The 5,248-nt window shown below is 31.4% G+C and carries 7 protein-coding genes; 5 read left to right on the top strand and 2 right to left on the bottom strand.

All coding sequences use genetic code 11. From position 1 onward, the window contains the following. Nucleotides 1–42: 42 nt before the first annotated feature. Complete coding sequence (locus RH98_RS14585) at nt 43–495, bottom strand: Rieske (2Fe-2S) protein (protein WP_010256985.1); 453 nt, start codon at nt 493–495, stop codon at nt 43–45. 150 nt (nt 496–645) lie between these two features. Between RH98_RS14585 and greA the strand changes: the two genes are divergently transcribed. Together greA and RH98_RS14575 are read left to right on the top strand one after the other, a co-directional pair. Continuing rightward, nucleotides 646–1,125 carry a transcription elongation factor GreA gene (gene greA / locus RH98_RS14580; RefSeq protein WP_010256981.1) on the top strand — a complete coding sequence of 160 codons (480 nt, stop codon included), beginning with the start codon at nt 646–648 and terminating at the stop codon, nt 1,123–1,125. 11 nt (nt 1,126–1,136) lie between these two features. After that, the gene (locus RH98_RS14575; RefSeq protein WP_010256974.1) at nt 1,137–1,526 is read left to right on the top strand and encodes an HIT family protein; all 390 of its coding nucleotides are present in this window, start codon (nt 1,137–1,139) and stop codon (nt 1,524–1,526) included. 33 nt (nt 1,527–1,559) lie between these two features. Here RH98_RS14575 and RH98_RS14570 read toward each other — a convergent pair whose 3' ends face one another. Next, a complete protein-coding gene (locus RH98_RS14570; protein ID WP_010256971.1) occupies nt 1,560–2,711 on the bottom strand; it encodes a sensor histidine kinase in 1,152 nt (383 codons plus the stop codon). Between the two features lie 123 nt (nt 2,712–2,834). Between RH98_RS14570 and RH98_RS14565 the strand changes: the two genes are divergently transcribed. Genes RH98_RS14565 through aat form a run of 3 tightly spaced genes read left to right on the top strand, consistent with a single transcriptional unit; the run spans nt 2,835 to nt 5,084 of the window. Next, complete coding sequence (locus tag RH98_RS14565) at nt 2,835–3,707, top strand: flavin reductase family protein (protein ID WP_010256967.1); 873 nt, start codon at nt 2,835–2,837, stop codon at nt 3,705–3,707. Between the two features lie 38 nt (nt 3,708–3,745). Continuing rightward, nucleotides 3,746–4,396 (top strand): DUF3127 domain-containing protein, encoded by a 651-nt coding sequence (locus RH98_RS16250; RefSeq protein WP_010256963.1) that lies wholly within the window; start codon nt 3,746–3,748, stop codon nt 4,394–4,396. A gap of 43 nt (nt 4,397–4,439) precedes the next feature. Further along, nucleotides 4,440–5,084: a leucyl/phenylalanyl-tRNA--protein transferase gene (gene aat / locus RH98_RS14555; protein ID WP_010256959.1), complete on the top strand. Its 645-nt coding sequence runs from the start codon at nt 4,440–4,442 to the stop codon at nt 5,082–5,084. Nucleotides 5,085–5,248: the final 164 nt, after the last annotated feature.

Genomic DNA, 5,248 nt, shown 5'->3' with positions numbered 1-5,248 from the left:
ACACGTAGTATTTGAGATATTCATCTCAATAACCTTTCTTTTTTAATATCTTATCTCTAGAAAATCTCCACGTTGATAAACGGGATAGGGTTTTAATTGATATTTAAGTTTTTTATTCATTGGCTGTCCATTAATTAGACTATACACTGCTTCTTCACCACCATGTTGATCTTTACAAGTGCAATACACGAAGATATCATTAAGTTTCTTTTGTTTTAGAATAGAGCAATTATACGATATTTCATGATTTGGGCAAGTCAGTTCGTAGGCGAAATAATGACCACCACTATTATATATAGCGATGCCTGATATACCAGCGTTATAAGTGATAAAAATGCCGTTTGGAAGTCTTACAGAATTTGCTTCTGGATTTCTCAGATCAAGCGAAAAATATACACTTTGACTTGGTAAATAAGGACTATAGTAATTGCTATCACTTTTAGAACATGCCATAGTAATCAGTAATATAGCAATAATTGTCATTATCTTTTTCATAGTATAAATATTTGTAAAACAAATTTAATTATTTAACTTTGACAAAGCATAGATGCACAGTTAATAATAGAATAAAGAAAATTAAAAATAATATTATTGTAAGAAATCCCGCTTAAATGGGATTTTTTCTATTTATATAAACCATTAATTATGAGTAAGATTTCGTATTATACTGCAGAGGGATTAAAAAAGTTGAAAGACGAACTTGAGCAGTTAAAAAGTGTTGAGCGTCCAAAGGCTTCACAAGCAATTGCGGATGCTAGAGATAAGGGAGATTTGTCTGAGAATGCGGAGTATGATGCAGCAAAGGAAGCACAAGGTTTATTAGAACTAAAGATTGCTAAATTAGAAGAAGTAGTTTCAAACGCAAGATTAATAGACGAATCACAACTAGATATATCAAAAGTTTTAGTTTTATCAAAGGTTAAGATTAAAAACCAAGCTAATGGAATGCAAATTACTTATACGTTAGTAGCGGAAAGTGAAGCAGATTTAAAGGCTGGTAAGATTTCTGTTACCTCTCCTATTGGGAAGGGGTTACTTGGTAAAAAAGTAGGTGAGATAGCTGAGATTCAGGTTCCTAATGGAACTATGAAGTTTGAAGTATTAGAAATCAGTAGAGAAAGTTAAAAAGATTTAATATGAGTTCTATATTCACTAAAATTATAAGTGGAGAGATTCCAGCTTATAAAGTTGCAGAGAATGATGACTTTCTTGCATTTTTAGATATTAATCCAAATGCGAAAGGGCATACACTATGTATTCCTAAGAAAGAGATTAATAAAATCTTTGAGATGGAGGAAGAACATTATTTAAAGTTGATGAAATTCTCTAGAGAAGTTGCTATTGCTCTTGAAAAAGCGATTCCTTGCAAACGTATAGGGATGGCTGTAGTAGGATTAGAAGTTCCTCATGTACATGTACATTTGATACCATTACAAGAGATGGATGATATGAGATTCAGTAAAAAAGAGAAGTTGACTCCAGAAGAATTTGTAGAAGTAGCGGATGCAATTAAAAGTAAATTGTAGACTCTCGAGTATATTAAAAAAATTAAACGCAGGTTATTTAGCCTGCGTTTTTTTGTATGCGATACAGAATGTTGTTCCTTTTCCAATTTCTGAATGGAATACTTTTATTTTGCCTCCTTGGAAGTCTTCTACGATTCTTTTTGTTAGTGAAAGACCTAGTCCCCAACCTCTTTTTTTAGTTGTATAACCAGGTTCAAATATTTTTTTAAACATCTTTTTCGGAATTCCACTACCATTATCTGTTATAAAAATATTGATCATTTTATTAGTATCTTGGATTAGTACTTCTATTGCACCCTTTCCTTTCATTGCATCTATTGCATTTTTTAGCAAATTCTCAATTGTCCAACTATGTAACTCTTTGTTTAATGGGATTTCAACTTTGTAGTCAGGACAATCTAAAGTGAAGCTAATTTGTTTTGAATTTCTAGCTTGTATATATTCAAATATCTTTTTTGTTTCTGATACTATATCTATAGATGATAATTGTGGTTTAGAACCTATTTTTGAAAAGCGGTCAGCTATTATTTGCAATCTTTTTATATCCTTGTCGATTTCAGTAATAATTTGTTCATCAACATTTTCTATTTTCATTATCTCAATCCATCCAAGTAATGATGATAAGGGTGTACCGATTTGATGAGCGGTTTCTTTTGCCATTCCTGTCCAAAGTTTATTTTGCGTGGCACTTTTATTACTTCTGTAGAAATTAAAAATTAAAACAGTAAAGAATAAAAATATAAGTACTAAGGCTAAAGGATAGTATTTTAATTTAGTGAGAAGAGAAGAGTTGCCATAATATAAGTATTGTACATCTCTTCCTACTTTTATTTCGATAGGAGTATTTTGGGATTTTAATTTTTTAAGAAAGGCGTAGGATTTCTCAGTATTTTCAGAAACTTTATCGTCAATGTTAATCATTGATAAGATACTGTCCGTTTTTGTAGTTTGAATAATGGGAATAGTTCTATTCTCTGTAAGAATTAAAAGAGTCAGATCTAAATTAGTATCAGTAGTTTTGGCATCATTAAAAGTTTTTGAAGCTTCTGCCCATATATTCATTTTAATTCTTTCTTCCTCTTTGTACATTTGAAAAAAAGAATAAGTATTCCACAGAATTAATAATAGGGTAAGGAAGGCTGTGCTTATTGATATCCAGCGAAATATATCTTTTTTATTTCTCAAGTTTCTTTATTTTTTTAGAATTAAAATAGCATTAATAAGAATGAAATAGCTTTACTATTAAATTTCGTCTTTCCTAAAAGCTTTTGTAAATTTACTTTTTTTAAGAGATAATTCCATATAAATATGAAAACCATTAATCCTAAAGATATTTCTACAGTAGAATTGCAAGGTTACTTACAGGGAGCTATTGGGCCAAGACCTATTGCTCTAGCAAGTACTGTAGATGCAGATAATAGACCTAACCTATCGCCTTTTAGTTTTTTTAATCTATTTAGCGCAAATCCTCCGATAGTTGTATTCTCACCATCGCGCAGGATTAGAGATAATAGTGCTAAGCATACCCTATTTAATGTGCAGGCTACTCGTCAAGTCGTAATTAATATTGTGAATTATGAAATGGTTCAACAGACTTCATTATCTAGTACAGAATATAAAGATGGAGTTAACGAGTTTGTGAAGTCAGGACTGACCATGTTACCTTCAGATGAGGTACGACCATATCGAGTAAAGGAAAGCCCTGTTCAATTAGAATGTGTGGTTTTGGAAGTTATTGGTTTAGGAGATCAAGGTGGAGCAGGTAATTTAGTAGTTTGCGAAGTCGTTAAGATGCATATTAATGAAGATATATTAGATGCAGATAATAAAATTGATCAGCATAAAATTGATTTAGTTGCTAGAATGGGTGGAAACTGGTACACGCGTGCTAATATGGGAATGTTTGAGGTAGAAAAACCACTTACTACTTTAGGGGTTGGAGTAGATGCATTACCCTCTGAAGTATTAGAAAGTAATCTATTTACTGGTAATGAATTAGGAATACTTGGAAATATTGAGGTATTACCTTCTCAAGAAGAAATAGATGTTTATATTAGTGAAAATATTGAAGTTCTTGAAGTAATAAAGAATGGCAATCTAAAAGATAAAATTGACATAGCTAAAAAGCATTTAGAAGAAAATAATGTACCTTTGGCATGGAAAGTTATTTTAGCTAAATAAGAGATTTGTAAAGTTTAAACGAGGAAAATATATATACAATGGAAGTAACAGGAAGAATTAAATTAATAGGACAGCCACAGGATATTAGTTCATCTTTTAGAAAGAGAGAACTTGTGGTTACTACTGAAGAGCAATATCCGCAACACCTTATGATTGAGTTTGTTCAGGATAAAGTTAATTTATTAGATTCTTTTCAAGTAGGAGAACCAGTAAGAGTTTCTATTAATTTGAGAGGAAGAGAGTGGACTAGTCCACAAGGTGAATTGAGATACTTTAATACTATACAAGGTTGGAGAATTGAGAGATTAGTGGCTACGCAACCAAATCAACCAACTTATGATAATCAAGGTTATGCTGATCAAAATATGCAGAATAATACTCAGCAACAAAATTATCAAGGACAGCAAAATCAAGCAATGAATAATAACTTTGGACAAAACCAAGGTTCATTTAATCAGCAAGCAGGTAATGCTGTCATGCAACAAAATAATATGAATCAACAAAACACTAGTTTTGGTGGAAATCAAAATAGTGGATTTGCTAATAATGGTAATCAAAATCAAGGTTTTCCTCAAGGAAATCAAGCCCAAGGTTTTAATCAAGGGAACCAACAGCAAAACCCTTTTGGGAATTCATTCCCTCCGGCTTCAAGTTATAATGAAGAAGATCACGACGATTTACCTTTTTAATATTTAATCTATCCCTAAGTATCTTAGGGATTTTTTTTACATAATGATTACATTACTAGACGAGCGTTATATTTATTTTCCTCCAGTAGATGATGCCCATGAATCAGGTATTTTAGCTCTTGGAGGTGATTTATCTTTGCAACGATTAACATTAGCTTATCAATCAGGTATTTTTCCTTGGTTCTCTGATGGCGAACCTATTACTTGGTGGGCGCCTGATATGCGTATGGTATTGTTCTTTGATGAGCTTAAGATTACTAAAAGTATGCGCAATATTTTAAACAGAAATACATTTAAAGTTACTTTTAATCACTGTTTTAAAGATGTTATTAATGCTTGTCAAAATATTGATAGGGGAAATCAAGAAGGCACTTGGATAACTGATGAAATGCTCGCGGCATATTGTGATTTACATGACAGTGGAATTGCTAAGTCTGTTGAGGTATGGCAGGATAATGAATTAGTAGGAGGGTTGTATGGTGTAGATTGTGGTGATATTTTCTGTGGCGAGAGTATGTTTTCTTATGTGTCCAATGCTAGTAAAGTTGCATTTATTTATTTGTGTCAATACTTACAGGCAAATAATTATAAGTTGCTTGACTGTCAGGTTTACAATGATCATTTAGCTAGTTTAGGAGCAAGGGAAATTCCTAGAGATGAATTTATGTTGTATTTAAACGCTGAATAATTAAAATAGAGTTATGAACAATAATAGGTGTTTATATATTTTAAAAATGTCTTTTTGTTGATAACTCTATATAAAAAGGATAGTTATTAACAATTAGTAATTTATCTATGTTGATAAGATGAAACAATTGTGAATAACTTACTTTTCAATGTTATACTACGTGT

Source organism: Myroides injenensis M09-0166 (genome assembly GCF_000246945.1).
Lineage (GTDB): Bacteria > Bacteroidota > Bacteroidia > Flavobacteriales > Flavobacteriaceae > Flavobacterium > Flavobacterium injenense.
This window is presented reverse-complemented; position numbering and strand designations above follow the sequence as displayed.

Bases quoted from the DNA above. Each gene is read 5' to 3' on its own strand.
- RH98_RS14585 (WP_010256985.1), bottom strand. From the start codon at position 495: ATGAAAAAGATAATGACAATTATTGCTATATTACTGATTACTATGGCA.
- greA (WP_010256981.1), top strand. From the start codon at position 646: ATGAGTAAGATTTCGTATTATACTGCAGAGGGATTAAAAAAGTTGAAA.
- RH98_RS14575 (WP_010256974.1), top strand. From the start codon at position 1,137: ATGAGTTCTATATTCACTAAAATTATAAGTGGAGAGATTCCAGCTTAT.
- RH98_RS14565 (WP_010256967.1), top strand. From the start codon at position 2,835: ATGAAAACCATTAATCCTAAAGATATTTCTACAGTAGAATTGCAAGGT.
- RH98_RS16250 (WP_010256963.1), top strand. From the start codon at position 3,746: ATGGAAGTAACAGGAAGAATTAAATTAATAGGACAGCCACAGGATATT.
- aat (WP_010256959.1), top strand. From the start codon at position 4,440: ATGATTACATTACTAGACGAGCGTTATATTTATTTTCCTCCAGTAGAT.